Genomic DNA, 22,886 nt, shown 5'->3' on the forward strand with positions numbered 1-22,886 from the left:
GATACAGGGACCACAGACATGTCTATCTATCTGAACAAGGACTCCAAGGTCATCGTCCAGGGCATCACCGGCGGTGAGGGCACCAAGCACACCGCCCTCATGCTGAAGGCCGGGACGAACGTCGTCGGCGGCGTCAACGCCCGCAAGGCCGGCACGACCGTCACGCACGAGAAGCCGCACGAGGGCGAGGTCGACCTCCCCGTGTTCGGGTCCGTGGCCGAAGCCATCGAGAAGACCGGCGCCGACGTCTCCATCGCGTTCGTGCCGCCGGCCTTCACGAAGGACGCGATGATCGAGGCGATCGACGCCGAGATCCCGCTGCTCGTCGTCATCACCGAGGGTGTGCCCGTCGGCGACACCGCCGAGGCGTGGGCCTACGCGAAGAGCAAGGGCAACAAGACCCGCATCATCGGGCCGAACTGCCCCGGCATCATCACCCCCGGGGAGGCGCTCGTCGGCATCACCCCCGCGAACATCACCGGCAAGGGCCCGATCGGCCTCGTCTCGAAGTCGGGCACGCTGACCTACCAGATGATGTTCGAGCTCCGCGACCTCGGCTTCTCGACCGCCATCGGCATCGGCGGCGACCCGGTCATCGGCACGACGCACATCGACGCCCTCGAGGCGTTCGAGGCCGACCCCGAGACCAAGGCCATCGTCATGATCGGCGAGATCGGCGGCGACGCCGAGGAGCGCGCGGCCGACTACATCAAGGCGAACGTGACGAAGCCGGTCGTCGGCTACGTCGCCGGCTTCACCGCTCCCGAGGGCAAGACCATGGGCCACGCCGGCGCCATCGTCTCGGGCTCGGCGGGCACCGCGCAGGCCAAGAAGGAGGCTCTCGAGGCCGCCGGCGTCAAGGTCGGGAAGACCCCGTCCGAGACCGCCGACCTGATGCGCGCCATCATCGAGTCGCTCTGATCTGACGACGAAGGGGCGGATGCTGCGGCATCCGCCCCTTCGTCGTTCCCGGGGTCAGACCCCGAAGGCCGCCTCGATGGGGCCGCGGGCGAAGTACAGGACGAAGCCGGCGGCGACGATCCAGAGCAGCCAGTGGACCTGCTTCGCCTTGCCCGAGAAGGTGTTCAGCACGACCCAGCTGATGAAGCCGGCGCCGATGCCGTTGGCGATCGAGTAGGTCAGCGGCATGACCGTCGCGGTGAGGAACACCGGCAGCAGGACGTTGAAGTCCGACAGGTCGATGTTCTTGATCTGCGTCAGCATCAGCGCGCCGACGAGGACGAGGGCCGCGGCGGCCACGAAGCCGGGAACGAGGCCCGTCACGGGGGTGACGAACATCGCCAGCAGGAAGAGCACACCGGTGACGACGTTCGCGAGGCCTGTCCGGGCGCCCTCGCCGATGCCCGAGCCGGACTCCACGAAGACGGTCGCCGACGACGACGACGTGCCACCGCCGACGACGGCGCCGACGCCCTCGACGATCAGTGCCGACTTGATGCGCGGGAAGTTGCCTCGCTCGTCGGCCAGCCCCGCCTCACGGGCGAGGCCCGTCATCGTGCCCATCGCGTCGAAGAAGTTCGTGAAGACCAGGGTGAACACGAACATGATGAGGGCGACGAACCCGACGCGGCCCCAGTCGAAGCCGAAGTCGATGGCGCCCACGAGGCTGAGGTTCGGCGCGGCGACGATGCTGCCGGACAGGCCGAAGTCCGCGACCGGCGTGAAGATGTTCACGATCGCGGCGAGGATCGTGCCCGCGACGAGGGCGATGAGGATCGCGCCCTTCACGCGCAGGGCCATGAGGATGCCGCCGATCAGCAGAGTCGCGATGAACAGCAGGGTCGCGGGCGAGGTGATCGAGCCGCCGACGCCGAGCTCGAGCGGCGTTCCCTCGGCGGGGTTGACGAAACCGGCATTGACGAAGCCGATGAAGGCGATGAAGAGGCCGATGCCCACGGTGATCGCGAGCTTCAGCTGCACCGGCACCGCATCGAAGATGAGCTTCCGCAGACCCGTCGCCGCGAGCAGCACGATGATCAGACCGTTGATGACGACGAGCGCCATCGCCTCGCCCCACGACACCTGGCCGACGACCGAGAAGGCGACGAACGCGTTGATGCCGAGACCGGCGGCGAAGGCGAACGGGAGCCGCGTGACGAGACCGAACAGGATCGTCATGACGCCCGCGGTGAGGGCGGTGGAAGCGGCGACGGCGGACGGCTCGAGGGTGAGGCCCTCGACGTCGGGCGTCGACAGAATGGCCGGGTTCAGGATGACGATGTAGGCCATCGTCACGAAGGTCACGAGTCCGCCGCGGATCTCGGTTCCGATCGTGGAGCCTCGTCGGCTGATCTCGAAGTAGCGATCGAGGAACGAAGCGGATGCCGGGGCTGCGGCACCGCGGGACGTGCGGGGGGTGGTGCTGTTCACCCTCCGAGGGTAGTCGGTCACGGACCGCGGGCAGAGGAGCCGTGCGCGCCCGGTGCGGGAGCCGGGCGGGAGGCGTCGCCGCGGGTAGGGTCGGTCTGTTGTGAATCGCCTGCTCGTCTCCCTCCTCGCCGCCGTCGACGCCCTCCTGGCCGTCGCGGTCGGCGTCGGCGTGGTGCTCGCGCCCGTCACCCTCGTCTGGATCTTCGGGGTCGGCGGCGACGCGGACTGGTCCGCTCTCTGGCCCGCTGCCGCGACGATCTGGCAGCTCGGGCACTTCGCGCCGGTCGCGGTCTCGCTCCCGGCCGAGCTCGTCGTCCTCGGCGGCCTGCCTTCGAACGGCGCGCAGTTCACGCTGTCGCTCGCGCCTACTGCTCTGGCACTGTTCACCGCGGTCTCGGCATGGCGATCGGGGTCGCGCGCCGCCCGCGCCGGCGCCTGGGTGACCGGTGTCGTCGGCGGCACCGTCACTGTCGCCGTCGTCTCGGCCGTGATCGCCCTGACCGGGCGCGCCTCGGTCGCATCGGTCGACCTGCTGGCAGCCGTCGCCGGCCCCACACTCGTCTTCGCCGTCCCGGCGCTCGTGGGCGCCGTCGTCCGCGCCTGGAACGACGGCGACGACGGCATCATCGACGCCCTCTCCGAACGCCTTCCCGACGACGTCCAGGAGGCGGTGGATGCGGGCGCCCGCGCCGTCGCGATCTGCGTCGCCGGCATCGTGGCTGTCGGAGCCGTCATCCTCGCCGTCCTCTCCTTCGTCCGAGGGGGCGAGGTCATCGCCTTGACGCAGGCGGCGCAGGCCGACCTGCTGGGGGTCGTCGTCCTCGCACTCGGCAGCATCCTCTACCTGCCGACCCTCGTGATGTGGTTCGCCGGCTTCGCGGTCGGGCCGGGCTTCGCGGTCGGCACCGGCACCGCCGTGTCACCGGCGGCGACGAGCCTGGGGGTGGTCCCCGGCATCCCCGTCTTCGGTGTCATCCCCGATTCGACATCGGGCTGGCTCCTGCTGCTCGGCCTCATCGTGATCGGCTTCGGTGCGCTGGCGGGCGCCTCGACGCGCGGCGCTCTGCTGGTGGGTTCGAAGACGGATGCTGAACCGCTCCGCCCGCGCCTCGTCTCCCTCGCGGTCCTCACCGCCGGGACCGGGGTGGTCGTCGCCGTCCTCTCGTGGGCCGCGCAGGGGTCGATCGGCCCGGGTCGACTCACGCAGGTGGGCCCGGAACCGTGGCTGGTCGCCCTCGTGGCGGCGGCGGAGGTCGCCGTGGGTGCGGCCGTCGTCCTGCTCTCCCCGCGCGGCGAGGACGACCCGTCCCGCCCGCAGCCGCCGCTCGTGCGGGAGGCGCCCGCGCCGGCGCCGAACGTCGAGCCCGCCCGAGCGACCCCGCCCGCCGCCTCGCCTGATGAGTTCCCGACCGCCCCGCTAGACTGATCCGGTGCTCACGGTCGCCGTCCTCATCTCGGGCACGGGATCCAATCTGCGTGCGCTCCTCGACGCCGCGAGCGAGCCGGAGTTCCCGGCCCGGATCATCGTCGTGGGGGCGGACCGGCAGGCCGACGGATTCGCTCACGCCGAGGCGTACGGCATCCCGACCTTCATGGTCCCGTACCAGGAGTTCGACAGCCGCGAGGCCTGGGGCGACGAGCTCCTCGCTCAGCTCGACGTCTGGAGCCCCGATCTCGTCGTGCTGAGCGGGCTCATGCGCCTGCTGCCGGCGGCGGTCGTCGCCGCGTGGGCGCCGCGCCTCATCAACACTCATCCCGCCTATCTGCCCGAGTTCCCCGGAGCGCACGGTGTCCGTGACGCGCTGGCGGCCGGCGTCACGCAGACCGGCGCGAGCGTCATCGTCGTCGATGACGGCGTCGACACCGGCCCGATCCTCGCGCAGGAACGCATTCCCGTGCTTCCCGGTGACACGGAGCACTCCCTCCACGAGCGCATCAAGCCGGTCGAGCGCCGGCTGCTCATCGATGTCGTCCGCCGCATCGCGACGGGCGAGCTCGACCTGACCACCTGAATCGCCCCCGAACGCCCCCGACCCGAGGAGTTCCCGCATGGCCGGACCGCAGATCGATCCCTCCCTCTACCGCGACCGCGACGTCGTGCCGGTGCGCCGGGCGCTCGTCTCGGTGAGCGAGAAGACCGGCCTCCTCGAGCTCGCGCACGCGCTCGTCGCGGCCGACGTCGAGATCGTCTCGACCGGCGGCTCCGCCGCCCTCCTGCGTGAGAACGGCATCGCGGTGAAGGACGTGTCCGAGATCACCGGCTTCCCCGAGTCGCTCGGCGGGCGCGTGAAGACGTTGCATCCGAGCGTCCACGCCGGCCTCCTCGCTGACCTGCGCCTCGAGGACCACGAGGTGCAGCTGAGCGAGCTCGGCATCCTGCCCTTCGAGCTCGTCGTCGTGAACCTCTACCCGTTCGTCGAGACCGTCGCCTCAGGCGCACAGGGCGATGCCGTCGTGGAGCAGATCGACATCGGAGGACCTGCGATGGTCCGCGCGTCCGCGAAGAACTTCGCCAACGTCGCGATCGCCGTCTCGCCGGAGTCCTACCCCGCCATCGTCGACGCGCTCCGTCAGGGCGGCACGACCCTCGCGCAGCGCCGCGAGCTCGCCGCGCGCGCATTCGCGCACACCGCTGCGTACGACCGAGCCGTCGCGACGTGGTTCGCGGAGGAGACGCTCGAGGGCGAGGGCGACCTGCCGCAGCACCTCACCATCAAGGCGGAGCGTCTCGCCACCCTGCGCTACGGCGAGAACTCGCACCAGCGCGCAGCGATCTACACCCGTGTCGGCGGCCACGGCATCGCCCAGGCGACGCAGCTGCAGGGCAAGGAGATGTCGTACAACAACTACGTCGATGCGGATGCCGCCCTCCGGGCCGCGTTCGACCTCGTCAAGCCGGCGGTCGCGATCATCAAGCACGCGAACCCCTGCGGGATCGCGATCGGCGCTCCGCAGGCTCTGGACCCGATCGCCTCGGCGCACCTGCGCGCGCACGAGTGCGACCCCGTGTCGGCCTTCGGTGGCGTCATCGCCGCGAACCGGACGGTGACGCTCAAGATGGCCGAGAACCTGCGCGACATCTTCACCGAGGTGATCGTCGCCCCCGACTTCGAACCCGAGGCCCTCGAGGTCTTCAAGCTGAAGAAGAACCTGCGGGTTCTCCAGCTGCCCGCCGACTGGCGGCAGGAGTCCATGGACGTGCGCCTCGTATCGGGCGGCCTGCTGCTGCAGGACGCCGACCGGTTCCCGAACGAGATCGAGTCGCTCGTCGACTCATGGCAGCTCGTGTCGGGGGAGCGGCCCGCCGACGACCAGCTCGAGAACCTCTCGTTCGCGTGGAAGAGCTGCCGCGCGGTGAAGTCGAACGCGATCGTCCTGGCGAAGAACTCCGCGACGGTCGGGATCGGCATGGGCCAGGTCAACCGCGTGGACTCGTGCCGCCTGGCCGTCGAGCGCGCCGGCGACCGCGCTGCCGGTTCGGTCGCGGCATCCGATGCGTTCTTCCCCTTCGCGGACGGACCGCAGGTCCTGCTGGATGCCGGCATCACGACGATCATCCAGCCCGGCGGGTCCGTGCGAGACCAGGAGGTCATCGATGCCGCGCAGGCCGCAGGCGTCACGATGTACTTCACGGGGGAGCGCCACTTCTTCCACTGAGCGGGACGAGCGGCGAGGGGCGATCAGTCTCCACCGGCGCGCGCGGGGCGGTCAAGGGGGAGTTCTCTCCTCGGCGGCATCCGTGACACCGGCTAGGGTCGTTGCGGGGAATCCGAGGAGGTTCAGGCAGTGATCTGGGAGATCGAGGACGGCCCGCGCGTCATCGAAGGTCTCGACCACAGAGGTCGGCCACGCCCGGAGTACGCCGCGGCACTCGGACTCGTCCCCGCGCCGATCGGGCGGCGGATGCTCGCGACCGTGATCGAGGCGCTGGCGGTGGGTCTCCTGCAGCTGCCGATGCTGATCTTCGCCCTGCCCGCCATCCTGTCCGCCGTGGGACAGCCCGACCCGGTCGCTGCGTTCCTCGCCCGTCCCGGCGTCGGCTGGGTGATCGCCTCGCTGGTCGTCCCGTACGCGGCGACCACGGTCTTCCTCCTCGTGCAGCTCATCCTGCTGGGACGACGTGGTGTGACCCTCGGCAAGGCCTTCGTCGGCATCCGCATGGTCAACGTCAAGACCCTCGAGCGCCCGACGTTCTGGCGGGGTGCCGTCGTCCGGTACCTCATCCAGGTCGCGAGCTTCGCGCTCCCGCTCCTGGGACCCCTCCTCGTGGTCGCCCTGTCGCCGCTGTTCGATTCGCAGAGGCGTCGGCGGGGCTGGCCGGATCGCGCCGCGGCGACCTACCTGGTCGACATCCGCCGGGGACTCAACCCCTACGACGCGAAGCGGATGCGCATCGCGCGGAAGACCGTCGCGACGGACCTCCGCGACGAGAAGACGTCGCTGCCGTCGCTCGCGACGCCGGCCAGCGGACCGGCGACCGATGTCTACATCCCCGTCGCCCGCAAGAGCGGGGGAGTCGTGGGTGCCCCCAAGGACCGGCGTCCGGCGGGCGCGGCCGATGCCGCGGACGACCATCGTGCCGCCCCCATCCAGGGTGCGCCCTTCGCGGTCGAGTCGCCCGCCGAGGCAGCTGCGCCATCACGGGAGCCCGTCGTCGTGGCCGACGCGGCATCCCCCCGCCCGTCGGCGGCGCCGAGTGCGCCCGCTTCCGCGGAGACGCTTCTCCCCGCCGCCCGCGGCGTGTGGTCGCCGCCCGAGCTCATGACGGCGCCGGATCGGTCGGGCTCGCTGCAGCTCGATTCCGGCGATGAACTGACGATCCCGGCGGGCGGGGCCGTCCTCGGTCGTGCCCCGTCGACCACCGGAGCCGACGCCGGCGCCCTCGCGGTGCCGATCGTCGATCCGACGAAGTCGATCTCGAAGACGCACCTCGCCCTCCGCTGGGTCGAGGGCGCGTTGGCGGCCGTCGACCTCGGCTCGACGAACGGGAGCGCGATCATCCGCGACGGCCGCGAGATCGATCTCGCCCCCGGCTCGCCGGCTGAGCTCCGCTCCGGCGACACCCTCCGCTTCGGCGACCGGCACGCGTCGGTCCGCCTCCCCTGATGCCCGGATGACGAGGACCTCGCGATGAGACTGAAACTCACCCTGCAGCGGCGTGACGCCCGCACCCTCGACATCGTGGTCACGGCGGACACGACGGCGACGGTGCAGGACGTCGCGCGGCGGATCGTCGACACGGACCCCGCACGCGAGATGCTCGCCGGACCCGACGACGTGCTGACGCTGGCGGTCGCGCCGCCCACATCGGACGATCACGCGCTCCTCGATCCCTCCCTGCTCATCAGCGATGCCCCCGTGGGGTCGGGCTTCATCGCCTCCGTCGTCAACCTCGGGCCCGACTACGTCGCCAACCGTGGTGGGGGTGGGCCGGCGGCCGCCGTCCTGCAGGTCGTCGGCGGACCGCTCGCCGGCCGCGAGATCCCGTTACCCCGGGGTCACTTCACGATCGGTCGCTCGGCGGCGGCCGACATCGTGCTCGACGAGCCACTCGTCTCGAAGCGCCATGCCCGGATCGAGGTGGGCGCGGGCGGGGTCGAGCTCGTCGACCTGAACTCCGCCAACGGGATCGTCGTCGACGGCGGGATGGTGCCCCGGCTGCACGTCATCCCGGGGCAGCGCTTCACCCTCGGCGACACCGACATCGTGGTGCACCTGGTGCCGGACTTCGCGCCCGTCGAGAAGGATCCGGTCCTCGAGCGCGGCGGGGCACTGCTCTTCAACCGCAGCCCCCGCGTCGAGCCGCGGTACGTGGGCGAGGAACTGCCCGAACCGCGGATGCCGAAGGAACCGGTCACGCGGCTGTTCCCGTGGCCGATGCTGGTCGCACCGATCCTCCTCGGCGTGACGATGTACTTCGTCTTCGACCGCCCGCAGGCTCTCATCGTGGTGGCTATGACGCCGCTGATGCTCCTCGGCAACTTCGTCTCGCAGCGGACGCAGGTCGGCCAACGGTCGAAGAAGGAGGGGGAGGTCTTCGAGCGCTCCTTCGAGGAGCTCGAGGAGACACTGTTCCGCGAGCGGCCGCGCGAACGCGAGGTCCGCAACGCCGAGGTGCCGCCGGTCGCGGTCGTGTTCGAGGAGGCGATGAGCCTCGGGCGGATGCTGTGGACCCGCCGACCCGAGCACTGGAACTTCCTCGCGGTCCGCCTCGGGACGTGCGAGGCCCCCTCGCGTACGAGCATCAAGCGGTCGGACGTTCCGGAGGCACTCCCCGAGTACGTCGAGCGCGTCGATCGGCTTCGCGAGCGGTACCGCATGATCGACGGCGTCCCGGTCCTCGAGTCGCTGCAGAGCGTGGGCGTGATCGGTGTCGCGGGCCCCGAGCGTGAAGCGGCGGACGCCCTCCGCGGCATCTGCACGCAGCTGTTCGGGCTGCACTCGCCGAACGAGCTCGTCGCGGTGGCGCTGACCGAGCCTGAATGGGCGAAGCAGCTCGACTGGCTGACGTGGCTCCCGCACACCTCGAGCGAGCGCAGCCCGTTCCGGGACATGCCGCTGTCGGACTCCGCGTCCACGGGCAACGCGCTGCTGTCGGGTCTGGAGGAGCTCGTCATGCGCCGGTCGCGCGCGTCGAGTGCGCCGCGGCTCCCGTACGACGACGACTGGGACCCGATGCGTTTCGGGACCGATGTGCGACGCGCGGCCGAGGATGCGACGTTCCCCGGCCAGACCGCCGTCGTGGTCATCGTCACCGCGGATGCGCCCGTGGACCGGGCACGCCTCACGCAGGTCCTCGAGCGGGGCGCAGACGTCGGCGTCTACGGACTGTTCGTCGCGCCCGTCGTCGAAGCACTCCCCGCTGTCTGCCGGAGCTTCGTCGATGTCTCACGCGGGCTCGACGACGCCCACGTCGGGGTGGTCCGCAGCGGCGAGGACTACACGCCTGCGCAGGTCGAGGGAGTCTCGAACGAGCTCATGACCGTGTTCGCCAAGCGGCTCGCCCCGGTCGTCGACTCGAGCACCGTGATCGAGGACTCCTCCGACATCCCGAACTCGGTCATGTTCCTGTCCCTCGTCGGGAGTGAGACCGCGTCCGACCCCGGCTTCGCCATCGAACGCTGGCGCGAGAACAACACCATCATCGACCGATCGGGTGCGACGCTCCCGCGTCTGAAGAAGGCCGGCAATCTGCGCGCGATCGTCGGCCAGGGGGCGGCGGACGCGATGACGCTGGACCTGCGCACCCAGGGTCCGCACGCCCTCGTCGGCGGCACCACCGGTGCCGGCAAGTCCGAGTTCCTGCAGGCGTGGGTGCTCGGGATGGCGGCGGCCCACAGCCCCGACCGCGTCACCTTCCTGTTCGTCGACTACAAGGGCGGCTCCGCCTTCGCCGACTGCGTGGAGCTGCCGCACTGCGTAGGCCTGGTCACCGACCTCAGCCCGCATCTCGTGCGGCGCGCGCTCACCAGCCTCCGGGCGGAGCTGCACTACCGCGAGCACCTGTTCAACCGCAAGAAGGCCAAGGACCTGCTCGAGCTCGAGAAGCGCCGCGACCCCGACACGCCGCCCGCTCTGGTCCTCGTCATCGACGAGTTCGCCGCGCTGGCCGGCGAGGTTCCCGAGTTCGTGGACGGCGTCGTCGACATCGCCCAGCGAGGGCGTTCGCTCGGCATCCACCTCATCATGGCCACCCAACGACCCGCCGGCGTGATCAAGGACAACCTCCGGGCGAACACGAACCTCCGTGTCGCGCTGCGCATGGCGGACGAGTCGGACTCGAAGGACGTGGTGGACGATCCGGTCGCGGCATCCTTCCCGCCCTCGATCCCGGGCCGGGGGATCGCGAAGACGGGCCCCGGCCGCCTCATCCCGTTCCAATCGGCCTACGCGGGCGGCTGGAGCAGCGACGAGGTGGTGGCGGCCGACATCTCGATCGCGGAGCTGCGATTCGGTTCGATCCGCAAGTGGGAGCTCGACGACGCCGCCGAGAGCGATGCGCACGACGCCGATCCCGGCCCCAACGACCAGAAGCGTGTCGTCTCGACCCTCATCGCGGCGGCCGAGCAGGCACGGATCCCCGCGCCGCGCCGCCCGTGGCTCGACGATCTCCCCCTCACGGTGGACATCCGCGAGCTCGCCGGCGGCAAGCGGGGGGCGATCCTGCTCGGCAAGGCCGACATCCCCGAGCGTCAGCTGCAGGAGCCGGTCTACTTCGAGCCGGACCGCGACGGGTCGCTGCTCGTCTACGGCACGAGCGGATCGGGCAAGTCGACCGTCCTGCGCACGATCGCGATCGCGGCCGCGATGGGACGGCGGACCGAGAACGTCGAGGTGTACGGCCTCGACTTCGGGTCGGGCTCGCTCAAAAGCTTGGAAGCACTGCCTCACGTCGGCTCCGTCATCCCGGGTGACGACAGTGAGCGCGTGCAGCGGATCATGCGTTCCCTGGGCTCCGTGCTCGATGAGCGCGGCAAGAAGTTCAGCGCAGCGAACGCGTCGAGCATCGAAGAGTATCGCGAGATCACCGGTCGTGACGAGGCGCGGATCATCCTCCTCCTCGACGGTCTGCCGCAGTTCCGCGCGGACTGGGAGTCGACCACGGCGAGGATGCCGTTCTACCAGGCGTTCATGCGCATCCTGGGCGAAGGTCGCCCGCTCGGCGTGCACGCGGTCGCCACAGCGGACCGGTCCGGTTCCGTCCCCACCGCGGTGAGTTCGAACGTGTCGCGTCGCGTCGTGCTCCGCCTCTCCGATGCGAATGCGTACGCCCTGCTGAATGCGCCCAAGGACGTGCTCGACGAACGCTCGGCTCCTGGCCGCGCCATCGTGGACGGGCTCGAGACGCAGATCGCGGTTCTCGGAGGTACGCCGAACGTCGCCGAACAGACGAAGCTGCTCGAGCAGCTCGCCGCCGAGCTGCGATCCCGCGGGGCGCGGGACGTGCCCGAGATCGGTTCGCTGCCGACGCGGTTGGACGCCGCCGAGATGCCGGATCGCCTCGGCGAGTTCCCCGTCATCGGTGTCGCCGAGGACACCCTCACCCCGCGCGAGTTCGACCCGGTGGGCACGTTCGTGGTGGCGGGGCCGCCGCAATCCGGAAAGACGACGACGATGAAGGCGCTCGTCCTGTCGATGACGCGTCTGGACCCGTCGGTGAAGTTGTTCCACTTCGGCGGCCGCCGATCGCAGCTCAAGGAGTTCGCACCCTGGATGCGCAGCGCCACGACACCGGACGATGCCAAGGAGCTCGCCACCGAGCTCGCGGAGCTCGTCGTGGACGAGTCGCTCACGCAGCGGCTGATGATCGTCATCGAGGACCTGCCGCAGTTCGCCGACTCGCCGGCAGAGCGGCCGCTGAAGGCGCTCCTGCAGGCTGTCAACCGCAGCGACCACCTGCTGATCGGCGACGCCGACGTCAACCAGGTGACGAGCGGCTTCGGTCTCATCGGTGACTTCAAGGGCGGTCGCAAGGGCATCATCCTCAAGCCCGACGCGTTCGACGGGGACTCGATCTTCAAGGTGCCGTTCCCGAAGATCAAGCGCTCCGACTTCCCGGCCGGACGCGGAATGTTCGTCCAGGCGGGTCGTGCGGTCGTGGTGCAGATGCCGTTCGTCGAGACGGCGTCGCTGCCTGCGGGCGAGCCGGCCCGCGCCTGATCTGACGGGATGGCGGGTGGGGTTGTCAAGAGGGGAGTCCTCCCCATTGGCCTATCCGTTGGGCTTTGGTTGACTCTTCTCGTCGGCCCGGTCGGGTCGGTTTCCGGATTCTTGTGGAGGTGTGGACGATGGCCGATTTCGGTGCGTCTTATGCGGAGATGGAGCAGGTGGCGTCGTCGCTGTCGCAGGCTCGTGATGACATCCAGGGTCAGCTGGACTCGCTGAAGTCCCAGGTGGACAACCTGCTGGGTGAGGACTTCAAGACGCAGCACGCGTCGGGCAAGTTCGGTGAGGGGTACGGGGAGCTGACGACCGGTCTGAAGAACGCGGTCGACGGTATCAACGACATGTCCGAGGCTCTGCTCGGCATGATGCGCGCGATCCAGGACCTCGACCAGCAGCTCGCCGGCGGCTGAATCCGCTCTTCTGACACGTGGGGAGCCGATCGCTCCCCACGTGTCGTCGTTCTCCTTCCGCCGTCCCGATAGGAATGACCGTCATGTCCGTGAAGATCTCGTATGACGAGCTCGGTGCTCTCTACACGAACCTCCTGGCGACGCAGACCGAGTTCGAGTCCGCCTCGCAGCGCCGCAGCGACCTCAGCAGCGACATCGGCACGCCCTATGGGCGAGGTGAGCTCCGTGAGAGGACGGAGAACTTCGAATCGCGATGGGATGACCGTCGCAACAAGCTCAACGAGGGACTCAAAGCCGTGACCGAGCAGGCCAAGGCCGTGCTGGAGGGCTTCGGCGACTTCGACACCGAGATGGCTGCGGAGATGGCCGCTCAGATGCAGGAGGTGGACTGACCGTGGCGACGCATGACTCCCCGAAGGGCCGGCCGGTCGAGATCGTCTCGGGAAACGGCGACGACGTCCGCGACCGCGGGCAGCAGATCATCAACCTCGGCGCGGCGATGGGTGACGCCGAATCACTCCTGACGCGTCTGGTCGACGACGGTGCCGAGATGGAGGGGCAGGCTGTCGACAAGCTCCGCGAGGTGAGCGGGGAGGTGAACGTCGAGCTCCGCAAGGCAGCAGAGCTGTACCAGGCGGTCGGCCCGTACGTCCGCTCCTACGGCTCCACGCTCGCGTCGGTGAAGTCGCGCATGAACACGATCGTTCCCGACGCGGATTCCCACTGGCTCAGCTATCAGCACGCGCTGTCGGAGTGGCAGAGCGCGCGCATGGCGCCGGTGCCGGAGACGAGCGGCGACGATGACGGCGACGCGCAGGCGGCCCAGACCGCTCACGAGGACGCCGTCTCGACTGCCGAGGGCGACAAGGATGCCGCGTACGCACTGTGGAAGGACGCGGCGGACGACTTCGACCACCAGTACGACCTCTGGGAGACGGCGTTCGATGAGGCGGTCGCCGGTATCCGCTCGTCGACCGCCGACGCGATCGAGGACGACTGGCGCGACAACCTCGACGGCTTCGTCGACTTCGCGCTCGACGTCCTCGCCGTCGCAGGCATCGTCCTGGCCGTCCTGGCGATGGTCGTGGGCGGCCCGATCGTGGGCCTCCTGGCGCTCGCGGTGGGTGTCCTGACCCTTGCCGGCACCCTGTGGCAGTACAGCCGCGGAGATGCGAACGGATGGGACGTCGCCCTCGCGGTCCTGGGCGTGATCCCCTTCGGTGCGATCGGGGAGTTCGCCAGCGGCGGCTTCGGCGCGGGCATGAGGGCCTGGGCGGGCTTCCCCCGCGGCGGCCTCTCGCTCGGCGACGACTTCACGCGATGGGGTCTCAACCTCACGGCGCGCAACCCTGCGCAGTGGGTGTCGGACATGCGCGGCCTCGCACCCGAGGCTGGGTACGTGGCCAACTCCTTCGACGACATCATCAGCACCGCGGTGTCGGGCCAGGACCCGTTCATGTGGGAGGTCATCGGCGAGCTGGGCACGATGCCGCAGCAGTTCGTCTATGCGATGGGTTCTGCCGGCACCAACCTGAACAACTGGGCCACGATCGCGGGTGGGATCCAGGGCAGCTGGGAGTTCGGCACCGGCCTCGACCGAATCGTCTACCCCACGTGGTGAGCCGACGGACTGTGGAAGGCTGGTGCTCATGAACTCTCTGCGGGCGGAACTGGGGGCCACGCTGCCCGGGGTTCCCGAGTTCCGGATGGCTCTGCCCGAAGGCTGGACGATGCTGGACACCTCGGCCGCGACGGAGTCCGAGCTGTTGGCGAACGCGAAGACGAAGCTGCGCGAGGCGCACCGGCCCGACGTGTACGCCTCGCTCGAGGCGCATGTCACGGGAGCGGTGAAGGCGGCGAGGAACCGCGGAGCGTTCTTCATGATCATCCCCGGCGAGAACGCTCCGCAATGGTCCACCGTGCCGGTCAGCATCCTCGGTTCCCTCACCGAGGGCGCGCCCGGATCGTCGCTCGATGTGATGGTGGCTGACGCGGTCGAACGCCGCGGTGCGCGCGCGCTCGAGGGCAGCAAGCAGTTCCTGCGGTGGGTCGACCGGAGGAGCGTGGAGCTCTCGGGCGAGAAGGTGGGCGCGTACACCGTCGTCTACCTGACGCCTGTCCCCGGCTCGCGTCGATCGAAGGCTCTGCAGCTGACGGCGACCCTCCTCCATCCCACGGATGTCGACCCGGAGGCCGACGAGGCGATGAGCCGGTGGCTCACCCTCCTCGACGCGCAGGTGCTGACCTTCGCCTGGACCGGACGATGAGCCGGGTGGCGTTCGACTACGACGAGGCCACGGCGATCCCCCTGCCGGGGCCGGGGCTGGCCTCCGACGTCGCCGAGGAGTGGGCTGACGGAGCCGCTGCACGCATGGCCGCGCTCAACGATCTCGACGACACTTCCACCCGGACGCTCGCCCGCGCGCTGGCTCGCGCGCAGCGCTCGGCGGCGAGCGATCCGTCGACCAATCTCCTGCTACGGGAGCCGGCGACCGGGGCCTGGGTGCCGTTGCGTCTCACGCTCGCCGACGGCGAGCCGGATGCCGTCGCCCAGCGGAGCTTCCTGTGGCCGGCGTCGATCCTGGCGCCCCGCATCCGCGTCGCCCGAAGCCGCAGTCTCGGAACGGGGTGCTCGTCGACAGTGCTCGTGGACGACCGCGTCGCACAGGTGCGGTGGCTGTTCGCGACAACCGGGAAGTCGTTCTTCGCGACGCTGGGACCGGTGGCTCCCGCACTGCTGGCCATGGTCGCCGCACGGGTCGAGATCCTCCTGGACACCGTTCAGATCGGCGGCGCTCCCTGGGCGCCCTCGGACCACTTCGACCCCGACGCCCTCTCGCGGTCCGGTGTCGAACCGGAGTCGTTGTGGCGGATCTGACTCCTCCTCCGGCGACGGCGTACGCTCGGGCGGCCCGTACGTGGGAGCCGCTGGACTGGTGGAAGCTCGAGGCGCGTGCGCTGCACCACCTGCCCGCTCTCCGGCGCGCTCTCGCGGTCTTCGCCCCGCCGGCGGCGTGGAAGGACCTCGCCAAGAACGCCGCACCCGCATGGGGATGCCTCCTCACGCTCTCGCACATCGCGAGCTTCGTCCTGCCCGTGATCGCAGCGTTCTTGCTGGTTCCGTGGATAGGTGATCGCGAGGGGACCGCTCCGGTGGGCACAGCCGGAATCCTGGCCGGCGTGGCCGCCGTCATCGGGGGCAACGGTCTGCTGACCGAGATCCGGGAATCCCTCGGCAACGATCCCTCCATCCACCGACTCCTGGGCGCGCTGCACCTCGTGCCCTCGGCCGCGGCGACGGCTGTCGCCGGACTGGCGATCGCCGACGGCGCTGCGGCGGCGCCTCTCGGGATCGCCGGCCTCATCGCCGATGTCGTCGTCGGCATCCTCCACTTCGTCCTCTTCCGCGGCCCGGCGCATACCGGCAGTGACCGCTGGCGACGCAACCTCCTGAGGCTGGAACAGGCGGTCGAGGGCATGTCGCCGCAGGAGCGCGCGCGGGTGTACGCCGATGTGCAGGGAGCTCTGGAAGTCCTGGCGGAGCGCGGACTCATCAGCACCGCCGAGTGGGAGCGGGCCCGCGAGGTGCGCATCGGACTCCTGGGCATTTCGATGGCGCCGCGGGAAGACATCACCCCCGGCGGCGGCAAGGGCGCGGACTCCGCCTCGAGCGCCTGATCTGACGGGATGGCGGGTGGGGTTGTCAAGAGGGGAGTCCTCCCCATTGGCCTATCCGTTGGGCTTTGGTTGACTCTTCTCGTCGGCCCGGTCGGGTCGGTTTCCGGATTCTTGTGGAGGTGTGGACGATGGCCGATTTCGGTGCGTCTTATGCGGAGATGGAGCAGGTGGCGTCGTCGCTGTCGCAGGCTCGTGATGACATCCAGGGTCAGCTGGACTCGCTGAAGTCCCAGGTGGACAACCTGCTGGGTGAGGACTTCAAGACGCAGCACGCGTCGGGCAAGTTCGGTGAGGGGTACGGGGAGCTGACGACCGGTCTGAAGAACGCGGTCGACGGTATCAACGACATGTCCGAGGCTCTGCTCGGCATGATGCGCGCGATCCAGGACCTCGACCAGCAGCTCGCCGGCGGCTGAACCGCATCCTTTCTTCCGACGAGTGGGCGCCGATCCGGCGTCCACTCGTCGTCGTTCGTGCGGACATCGGACAGATGCCGCGATGACCGGCCCGGACCCGGTTGTCAAGTGGGGAGTCCTCTCCATCGACCGATCCGCGGGGGCCGGATAGCGTGACACCTGGCATCGACACGGAGCGTCTCCGGGCGCGACAGGGGAGGGATGAAGATGACGGATGCGGTCTGGATCAACTTCTCGACGCTGCAGCGGACGAGTGAACGACTGCGGAACATCGTCGGCGAGCTCGAGGACGCCGGGGACCTGGCCGAAGAGCTCGCCTCTGCCGTCGGCCGGCCCTACGGGAAGAACGCCCTCGCGAACAAGGTCGGCGACTTCGAATCCCGGTGGGATGACCGGCGCCGAGACCTGATCCGCGACGTCACGAAGATCCAGGAGCACGTCCAGGGTGTGCTCGACGGCTTCTCGGAGTGGGACGCGGAGACCGCATCCCAGATGGACATCGACGCGTCCGGCACGACCGACGCGACCCGGCCGAGTGCCGCCTGAGACGGAGGGACGACAGTGGAACACTCACCGGCGGGCCGCTCGATCGAGAACCTCGAGGGCGACCCGGAGACCATCACGCGGCGCGGACGTCGCATCGAATCCATCGGCGGGCAGATGATCGCGAGCGCGAACGTCCTCGAGCAGCTGGTCGGCGAGGGTGATGACCAACGCGGTGAGGCGATCGAGAAGATCCGCGAGATCGTCGGCGACACGCACACCGAGCTCCGCCGTGCCGGCACCATGTATCAGCCGACGGGACCCGTGCTCGTGCGTTACGGCTCCGCGGTCGCGGACGCCAAGCCCCGCATCCGCACCGCTGTCGACGCCTGCGAGGACGCCTGGGCGCGGTACTCCGCAGCACCCGGCCAGCGGTTCGAGCGGTTCATGCCGTCGCCCGTCGAGGAGGTCGCGGAGCAGCAGGCCGAGGACGACGAGCAGAAGCGTCAGCTGTACGACGAGTTCCTCCTGCAGGCCCGCACCTTCGATGCCGAGGTCGACACCTGGGAGGACGCGTTCGACGCTGCCGTCGACGGGATCGGCGACATCCTCGACGGCGCCATCAGGGACAGCTTCTGGGACAACGTCGACGGGGCCGTCGAGGTCGTCCTCCAGGTGCTCACGGTCGTCTCGATCATCGTCGCGATCGCCGGGATCATCATCGGTGGTCCGCTCTTCGCCCTCATCGGTGCCGTCATCGGGGTGGCGACGCTGCTGCTGACCGCGTACCAGGTGCTCCGCGGCGATGCGGGCATGGAGAAACTCGTCATCGCCATCATCGGCGTGATCCCGATCGGCAAGATCGGGCTCCTCTTCCGGGGCAGACCCGGCCTCCTCTCGTTCGGCGCGGAGATGGTCACCGCCTTCCGTCCCTCCTCCTGGTCGGCCGCCGCGGGTCAGCTCGGCAACATCGGGACCGTGTACCGCCTGGCCGGGGGAGGATGGCTCGGCATCCGCTCCGGTCTCGCCGGCGCGTTCCGGCTCCAGAACCCGACGGGCATCGGCGACATCATGACCCGCTTCATGTTCGGCAAGAACACCACCCAGCTCACCGAACTGGCCGAGTCGGTCGCCGGAGGGGCGAACGGGTGGTGCAACTCCACGGTCTTCGCCGCGGGATGGGAGATGGCGTACACCACCGTCCGCGGTGCGCGTCGAGCGGTCGACAACATCGCCGGCTGGACCGGCAACCCCGACCGCAGGATCAGTTCGCAGTACCCGTGGGTGGGAGCCTTCCTGTGACCGACACGTTGAGCCCCGTCGTCGGTGACGACGAGCGGATGCCGGAGGGCTGGGGTGCCGGTTCCTGGCGGATCACCGGTCACAGCGAGGTGCCCGGATGGCTTCTCATCCCGGCCGACCCCGGCAACCGCGACGAGTGGGTCGCCGGCCGCGCGGACGAGATCCGCGCGGCGTGGGGGGAGCACTGGGACGACCGGTGGCACGAGACCGTCCCGGCGCTGCTGAGCGCGGGGCTCGACGCACGGCCCGCGGAGGCCGCGCTCGCCTTCCAGATCTGGCCGGTCCCTGCGCCGCTTCTCGCTCAGGTCAGCGTGTTCTTCGGCGAACGGCCTGCCGTGCTCCCCGAGGAACTGGCGGCCGGCGACCGCTACGTCGCAGACGGTCTCGGTGCGGGCGTCGCGCTCGTGCGGACCGTGGACGACCCGGTGACGGGGGCGACCCTCGTCGGATGGGAGCTCTCCTTCTTCGGTGAGGAGACTCTCGTGGTCGTGCGGTTCGAACCCACGGTCGCGGAGCTGTTCGGGATGCTGGTCGGCCAGTTCCACGCCTTCGTGCACACCCTCGAATTCCTCGACCCCGAGGGGCTGCCGGTCGTGGCATCCGTTCCGGCCGACCTCCCGGCGGCCCGCACAGACGAGGACTGGGCCGAGGGGGCGAGTGCACCGTGACCTTCCTGCACGAGAACGCGCGTGAGTGGGCGACGGACCACTCCGCGGCGGCCGATGTGAGGTTCGGGCGCCTCGAGACGATGGCGTTCCAGCGGCATCCCGAGATCTACGGCGCCTTCGGCGCGGACGGCGCGGCGACGGCGTCACGGACGCAGCGACCGGCGCCGACAGCGGGCAGGCGGGCGCTGTTCTGGGTGACGGTGGTGCTCGCGATCGTCGGGGCGCTGGCTCCGATCGCGGCGATCGCGGTCATCAGCGGCGACCGGTTCGACTTCTTCCGCATCGACGCCGAGACCTCGGTCCCCGTCGCATCCGTCTTCTACGGCATCACGGTGGTCGCGCAGATCGCGGTCCTGGTGTTCTGGGTCGTGCGCGGAGCGCGCTGGGACGGTGTGATCGCCGCCGTCGTCCTGATCGCCGTGATCTTCTCGGGCTTCGGATTGGTCGCGGTGCCCAACATCTCGGCGGTGGACGGCTTCACGCAATGGCAGCCCTGGTACCCCGCCGTCGTCGTCGCGTTCGCCGTGTCGCTCATCGCCACCGTCGCGGTCTTCGTGCGCTTCCGGGTGCGCGACGAGCCCGTCGATGTCGCAGACGAGCCCGTCGAAGCCGCGGATCCGCGCGCCGTGCGCGCGGCCGTCGATCGTCTGCCGGCGACGGAGCGGGATGCGATCCGCGCCGACCGTGACGACGCCCTCGAGATCCTCCATTCGCGGGGACTGGTCGACGAGACCACGCTGGAGCGCGCGCTCGCCCAGGAGCTCGGCACGCTGTATCTGCTGGATGACACGACCGGAGGTGCCCGATGACCGGCCAGGACGGACTGCAGGCGCGATCGGAGCGGGTGAGCCTGCGTTCGCTGCTCGGCGCGTCGGCCGACCCGGGCTTCACGCTCGCCCTCCCGACAGGGTGGGTGCGGCGGGAGGCGAACGAGGCGGAGCGAGAGGCGCTCGACGATCAGGTGAGGACGCGGCTGCGCGACGCGCACCGCCCGGACCTCTACGCGACCATCCGGCCCCTCCTCTCCGACGCCTTCGCCCGGATGGCCGACGCATCGGTCCTCGCGTTCTTCGCGCCCGCCGCAGGGGACGACGACGCGCTGGCGATTCCTGCGTCGCTGGTGGCCTCGGTACGCACGCCCACGAGTCCGGGGGACACACTCGACCCGCTCGTGCAGGCGCTCATCCGACAGGAGGGGGCGACGCCGCTGCTCGGGGACAAGCGCTTCCTCCGCCTCGAGCGCGAGACGCGTCAGGAGTTCCAGGACGCGTCCGTGCGGGTCACGCAGATCGTCTACCTCACGCCGATCCCCGGGACCGGGCGTCGTCGCGGCCTGCAGTTGACGGGTGCGGTCATCCGCCCCGACGACGCGCCCGCCGATGATCGTCCCAACGTGATGATGAAGACGCTGCTGGACCTGTGCGTCTCGTCGCTCACCTGGCAGCTGGAGCCGGCCGCGGTCTGAGCCCGTCCGACCCTGCGGGGAGGCGGCGCGGACGCGGCCCACCGCCGTGTCCGATTTCCGCGAGCCGGTGTCTGCGGAGCATGTCAGGCTGGGGTCATGACGATCGCGCCGATGACCTTCGACGAGCGTTACCGCGCCATCGACGCGAGGGACGTGCGCTTCGACGGGCAGTTCGTGACCGCGGTCCACTCGACCGGGATCTACTGCCGGCCGAGCTGCCCCGCCCGCACGCCGAAGGCCGCGAACGTCAGCTTCTTCCCGACGAGTGCTGCCGCGCACGAGGCCGGCTTCCGGGCGTGCAAGCGCTGCCTCCCCGAGGCGACGCCCGGCTCGCCGCAGTGGAACCTCCGCGGCGACGCCGCGGGGCGCGCCATGCGGCTGATCGCCGACGGTGTCGTCGACCGCGAGGGCGTGCCGGGTCTCGCGCGGCGCCTCGGCTACTCGGAGCGGCACCTCACACGCCTCCTCGCGAGCGAGCTGGGTGCCGGACCTCTCGCCCTCGCGCGAGCCCATCGCGCACACACCGCCCGGACCCTGCTCGTGGACACCGACCTGCCGATGGCCGATGTCGCATTCGCGGCGGGCTTCGGCAGCATCCGCCAGTTCAACGACACGATGACGGAGGTCTTCGCCCTGTCGCCGTCCGAGTTGCGCGCACGCCGACGGAGCGCGTCGTCGACCGCGGGCGGACGCATCGACCTCGTCCTGCCCGTGCGCGAGCCGTTCGACGCCGTGGGCCTTTTCGGGTGGATGCGCGCGCACGCGATCCCGGGTGTCGAGGTCGGTGAGGCGGAGGCGTTCTCGCGCACCATCCGGCTCGACGGCGGGCCGGCCTGGTTCGAGGTGCGACAGGACGGCGCGGGACGGATGCGGCTGCGCGCCGAGCTCGCCTCGCTCCGCGATCTCGCCCCTCTGATCTCCCGCGTCCGCCGATTGTTCGACCTCGACGCGGACCCGGTCGCGGTCGACTCCGCTCTGGCCGAGCACGCCGAGCTGCGACCGTTGGTCGCGCGCGTCCCCGGTGTCCGGCTGCCGGCCGCGATCGACGCCGACGAGATGCTCATCCGCGCGATGATCGGACAGCAGATCAGCGTGGCGTCGGCACGCACCATGATGGGACGCCTCGCGGCCGCCCTCGGCGAGTCCATCGAGACGCCGCGGGGGCCGGCGCTGCTGTTCCCGACCCCCGAGGTCGTCGCCGAACGCGGCGTCGAAGTCCTCCGGGGGCCGGGGGCGCGGATCCGTGCGATCGTCCACGCCGCGGGAGCCCTCGCGGACGGGGCGCTCCGGTTGGGACCGGGGGACGACACCCTCGAGCAGCGCGCCGCCCTGCTCGCCCTCCCCGGGGTGGGGCCATGGACCGCGGACTACGTCCGGATGCGGGTGCTCGGCGACCCGGACGTGCTGCTCCCCGGCGACGTCGCCGCGCGCGCGGGAGCAGCGGCCGCCGGCGTCCCCTCGGACGCGGCCGGGCTCACGGCGTGGGCGACGCGGACGGCGCCCTGGCGCAGCTACCTCATGGCTCACCTTTGGTACGCCGCCCCGGTCACGCAGGCCTGGCGTGCCGCAGACATCGACCCCTCATCCCGGAAGGCCGCGTCATGACCGCGATCCTGCAGACCCTCGACACCCCCGACGGGCCGTTCACGATCCTCGAGGAGGACGGGCGTGTCCTCGCTTCGGGATGGACGGACGACCCGGAGCGCATCCTCGGTCGTCTCCGCTCGGACCGGGTGCCGCCGGATGTGGCATCCGGGCGCGCAGCGTCGGCGGAGCATGTCACGGCCTACTACGAGGGCGACCTGCATGCCATCGACGCCGTCCCCGTCGCGCAGTACGGCACGGCGATGCAGTCGTCGGGGTGGGAAGCTCTGCGCCGCATCCCCGCCGGTCGTCCGCTGACCTACAGCGAGTTCGCGGTGCACCTCGGATCGCCTAGCGCAGTCCGAGCCGCGGCATCCATCTGCGCGCGCAACGCGGCGGCGCTGTTCGTGCCGTGCCACCGCGTCCTGCGCACCGGGGGAGCGCTCGGCGGATTCGCGTGGGGACTGGACGTGAAGAGGAGCCTGCTGCAGCGCGAGGCGGCGGAATGATCGATCGATCCGAGTAAGCGCTTGCTTACAGCGAATTGACAGGGATATCCTGGAGGGCTCCCGCACGCCGCGGGGGCCCTGTCCGGCCCCATCAAGGAGGAAGCCATGTCCACGGAGATCGTCTACACGAAGTCCGCCGCCTTCCTCGTCGCCGGACGCCCTGTCCGTCGGGGATGACGACCGAGGTCTGACCTCGCGCGGAAGCTTCCCGCGCCCCTCATCGTTCTCCCTCGACGGGTCACCGCGCCCCTGATCGTCCGCGCCCCTGTGCGCTCCTCGCCGCTTCGGCATCCGCTCCTCACCTGTGCAGGATC

The 22,886-nt window shown here is 70.2% G+C and carries 21 protein-coding genes; 20 read left to right on the forward strand and 1 reads right to left on the reverse strand.

The annotated features are described in order from the left end of the window. The first annotated feature begins 18 nt into the window (after nt 1–18). The gene (gene sucD / locus AB0259_RS00185) at nt 19–921 is read left to right on the forward strand and encodes a succinate--CoA ligase subunit alpha (protein ID WP_251582840.1); all 903 of its coding nucleotides are present in this window, start codon (nt 19–21) and stop codon (nt 919–921) included. Between the two features lie 54 nt (nt 922–975). Here sucD and AB0259_RS00190 read toward each other — a convergent pair whose 3' ends face one another. Then, a complete protein-coding gene (locus AB0259_RS00190) occupies nt 976–2,391 on the reverse strand; it encodes an NCS2 family permease (protein WP_366221342.1) in 1,416 nt (471 codons plus the stop codon). A gap of 100 nt (nt 2,392–2,491) precedes the next feature. Here AB0259_RS00190 and AB0259_RS00195 point away from each other — a divergent pair, with 100 nt between their 5' ends. The 19 genes from AB0259_RS00195 to AB0259_RS00285 all read left to right on the forward strand — a co-directional run bounded on the left by AB0259_RS00195 (nt 2,492) and on the right by AB0259_RS00285 (nt 22,572). Further along, nucleotides 2,492–3,817 (forward strand): DUF6350 family protein, encoded by a 1,326-nt coding sequence (locus AB0259_RS00195; RefSeq protein WP_366221341.1) that lies wholly within the window; start codon nt 2,492–2,494, stop codon nt 3,815–3,817. 4 nt (nt 3,818–3,821) lie between these two features. Then, nucleotides 3,822–4,403 (forward strand): phosphoribosylglycinamide formyltransferase, encoded by a 582-nt coding sequence (gene purN / locus AB0259_RS00200; RefSeq protein ID WP_251582888.1) that lies wholly within the window; start codon nt 3,822–3,824, stop codon nt 4,401–4,403. A gap of 37 nt (nt 4,404–4,440) precedes the next feature. After that, on the forward strand, nt 4,441–6,048 hold the full coding sequence (gene purH / locus AB0259_RS00205; RefSeq protein ID WP_366221340.1) for a bifunctional phosphoribosylaminoimidazolecarboxamide formyltransferase/IMP cyclohydrolase: 1,608 nt from the start codon (nt 4,441–4,443) through the stop codon (nt 6,046–6,048). A 129-nt stretch (nt 6,049–6,177) separates the two neighbouring features. Beyond that, complete coding sequence (locus tag AB0259_RS00210) at nt 6,178–7,497, forward strand: RDD family protein (RefSeq protein ID WP_366221339.1); 1,320 nt, start codon at nt 6,178–6,180, stop codon at nt 7,495–7,497. 24 nt (nt 7,498–7,521) lie between these two features. Beyond that, nucleotides 7,522–12,051 (forward strand): FtsK/SpoIIIE domain-containing protein, encoded by a 4,530-nt coding sequence (locus tag AB0259_RS00215; RefSeq protein WP_366221337.1) that lies wholly within the window; start codon nt 7,522–7,524, stop codon nt 12,049–12,051. Between the two features lie 128 nt (nt 12,052–12,179). Next, complete coding sequence (locus tag AB0259_RS00220; protein ID WP_251582933.1) at nt 12,180–12,467, forward strand: WXG100 family type VII secretion target; 288 nt, start codon at nt 12,180–12,182, stop codon at nt 12,465–12,467. An 83-nt stretch (nt 12,468–12,550) separates the two neighbouring features. Beyond that, entirely contained in the window at nt 12,551–12,859 is a 309-nt protein-coding gene (locus AB0259_RS00225) for a hypothetical protein (protein WP_251582910.1), read from the forward strand. Between the two features lie 2 nt (nt 12,860–12,861). Beyond that, a complete protein-coding gene (locus tag AB0259_RS00230) occupies nt 12,862–14,088 on the forward strand; it encodes a hypothetical protein (RefSeq protein WP_251582925.1) in 1,227 nt (408 codons plus the stop codon). A 28-nt stretch (nt 14,089–14,116) separates the two neighbouring features. Continuing rightward, a complete protein-coding gene (locus tag AB0259_RS00235) occupies nt 14,117–14,734 on the forward strand; it encodes a hypothetical protein (protein ID WP_366221335.1) in 618 nt (205 codons plus the stop codon). Between the two features lie 5 nt (nt 14,735–14,739). Next, a complete protein-coding gene (locus AB0259_RS00240; protein WP_366221334.1) occupies nt 14,740–15,345 on the forward strand; it encodes a hypothetical protein in 606 nt (201 codons plus the stop codon). After that, nucleotides 15,333–16,145, forward strand: coding sequence for a hypothetical protein (locus AB0259_RS00245; protein ID WP_366221333.1), 813 nt, complete (start codon nt 15,333–15,335; stop codon nt 16,143–16,145). The genes AB0259_RS00240 and AB0259_RS00245 overlap by 13 nt, the downstream gene beginning before the upstream one ends. 128 nt (nt 16,146–16,273) lie before the next feature. Continuing rightward, nucleotides 16,274–16,561 carry a WXG100 family type VII secretion target gene (locus AB0259_RS00250; protein ID WP_251582933.1) on the forward strand — a complete coding sequence of 96 codons (288 nt, stop codon included), beginning with the start codon at nt 16,274–16,276 and terminating at the stop codon, nt 16,559–16,561. Nucleotides 16,562–16,768: 207 nt separating this feature from the next. Next, nucleotides 16,769–17,107, forward strand: a complete 339-nt coding sequence (locus AB0259_RS00255; RefSeq protein ID WP_251582935.1) for a hypothetical protein — start codon at nt 16,769–16,771, stop codon at nt 17,105–17,107. A gap of 15 nt (nt 17,108–17,122) precedes the next feature. Further along, a complete protein-coding gene (locus tag AB0259_RS00260) occupies nt 17,123–18,346 on the forward strand; it encodes a hypothetical protein (protein WP_366221331.1) in 1,224 nt (407 codons plus the stop codon). Next, nucleotides 18,343–19,014: a hypothetical protein gene (locus tag AB0259_RS00265; protein WP_366221330.1), complete on the forward strand. Its 672-nt coding sequence runs from the start codon at nt 18,343–18,345 to the stop codon at nt 19,012–19,014. The genes AB0259_RS00260 and AB0259_RS00265 overlap by 4 nt, the downstream gene beginning before the upstream one ends. Then, the gene (locus tag AB0259_RS00270; RefSeq protein WP_366221328.1) at nt 19,011–19,823 is read left to right on the forward strand and encodes a hypothetical protein; all 813 of its coding nucleotides are present in this window, start codon (nt 19,011–19,013) and stop codon (nt 19,821–19,823) included. Before AB0259_RS00265 ends, AB0259_RS00270 begins: the two co-directional genes overlap by 4 nt. Then, a complete protein-coding gene (locus AB0259_RS00275; RefSeq protein ID WP_366221327.1) occupies nt 19,820–20,479 on the forward strand; it encodes a hypothetical protein in 660 nt (219 codons plus the stop codon). Before AB0259_RS00270 ends, AB0259_RS00275 begins: the two co-directional genes overlap by 4 nt. A gap of 96 nt (nt 20,480–20,575) precedes the next feature. After that, nucleotides 20,576–22,084, forward strand: coding sequence for an AlkA N-terminal domain-containing protein (locus AB0259_RS00280; protein ID WP_251582952.1), 1,509 nt, complete (start codon nt 20,576–20,578; stop codon nt 22,082–22,084). Beyond that, nucleotides 22,081–22,572, forward strand: a complete 492-nt coding sequence (locus AB0259_RS00285; protein ID WP_366221326.1) for a methylated-DNA--[protein]-cysteine S-methyltransferase — start codon at nt 22,081–22,083, stop codon at nt 22,570–22,572. Before AB0259_RS00280 ends, AB0259_RS00285 begins: the two co-directional genes overlap by 4 nt. Nucleotides 22,573–22,886 lie beyond the last annotated feature (314 nt).

This window comes from Microbacterium sp. NPDC080005, from assembly GCF_040702445.1.
Lineage (GTDB): Bacteria > Actinomycetota > Actinomycetes > Actinomycetales > Microbacteriaceae > Microbacterium > Microbacterium oleivorans_D.